The organism is Vibrio sp. 3-2(1) (assembly GCF_963887575.1).
GTDB classification, from domain to species: domain Bacteria; phylum Pseudomonadota; class Gammaproteobacteria; order Enterobacterales; family Vibrionaceae; genus Vibrio; species Vibrio anguillarum.
The window spans coordinates 1-1,097 of the sequence record NZ_CAWPGB010000046.1; the positions used below are offsets into that span (position 1 = coordinate 1).

The window sequence follows — 1,097 nt, forward strand, 5'->3', positions numbered from 1 at the left end:
TGGGCTGCGAGGATTACCAGCAAGGTGATCCGGCAAAGCGGGTTTAGCTGTAGTGTCGTTCATATTCATAACCTAAAATATGTAAAAAAGTGCGCTATTGTAGACAATACAAGCCGACCGCTCAACAAAGTAAAGATGCTATTTCATATGCGGTATAGAGCGCAGAACTAGATGACATATAACGCTGCGTTAAGGGGTGCAGGCCCGCAATACAATGTTTCTGCATTACGCCTTAATCACGAAACCTAACGCAAACTAAAAATGCCACGCGGGCCAAGTCCCACTTTAATGCCTTGTTATGATTACGGTTTAAGAAAACCTACATGGCAAAGAACCACCGATTTTACGGCATGGCTCAAAACCATTACCAAATTTTTAAGCTAACCTGACCGACAAATGCGATCAACTTAAAACGATCCCATTCAGCCCATTAAACTGCACCAATTACAACGATTTTGAGCCAGAGAAACTCTCAACCGATATTTCCACAATTCTACAATGAAGCAACCCATGAACTTAGTTTGTGAGAGGCTGGCTATTGCAAAGAATTTTGGACAGATGGACTCAAATTGCTGAATATCGATGAAACTAAAAAGCCGGATAAATCCCCAATCTTTTCCTCAAGATAGCTTTTTTGCTTTTGTAAACATAACGCCCGCTTAAGGGGCAGCCAACGCTACTACTAACTTTCCGCATAACACCGTAATCACAAAAACCAACGCATAGTAAAAATGCCGCGCGTTGGCTGTCCCTCTTGAAGCGTTTGTTAGCTTATAGGCTCACGGATTTCTTATAAACCTCATCAATTCGGGATGATATTTCTGCTTTTACTACGCTATTGTCGGCTTTCTCTTTTGCTAATTTCAGTAATCGGATCGCTGAATCATAATCTGAGTTGCTGAGCTTCACCTGAGAAAGTTGAATATAGTCATTGTATGAAAGCTTATCCATTGAGTTGTTATAAGAGTCAATGTAGTGGCATAGTGAATTTGGTCACTTAGTTAGAGGTGATATCATCACCTCATAAGTTAACAGGTGACATTATGACAAAACATACAAGACGACTATTTAGCGCAGAATTTAAGTTAGAAGCAGCG

At 40.7% G+C, this 1,097-nt stretch carries 1 pseudogene; it reads right to left on the bottom strand.

The window, feature by feature from the left end:
• Nucleotides 1-69: pseudogene (locus tag AACQ79_RS14270) on the bottom strand (DUF3297 family protein); the annotation flags it as partial.
• Between the last annotated feature and the right edge of the window lie 1,028 nt (nt 70-1,097).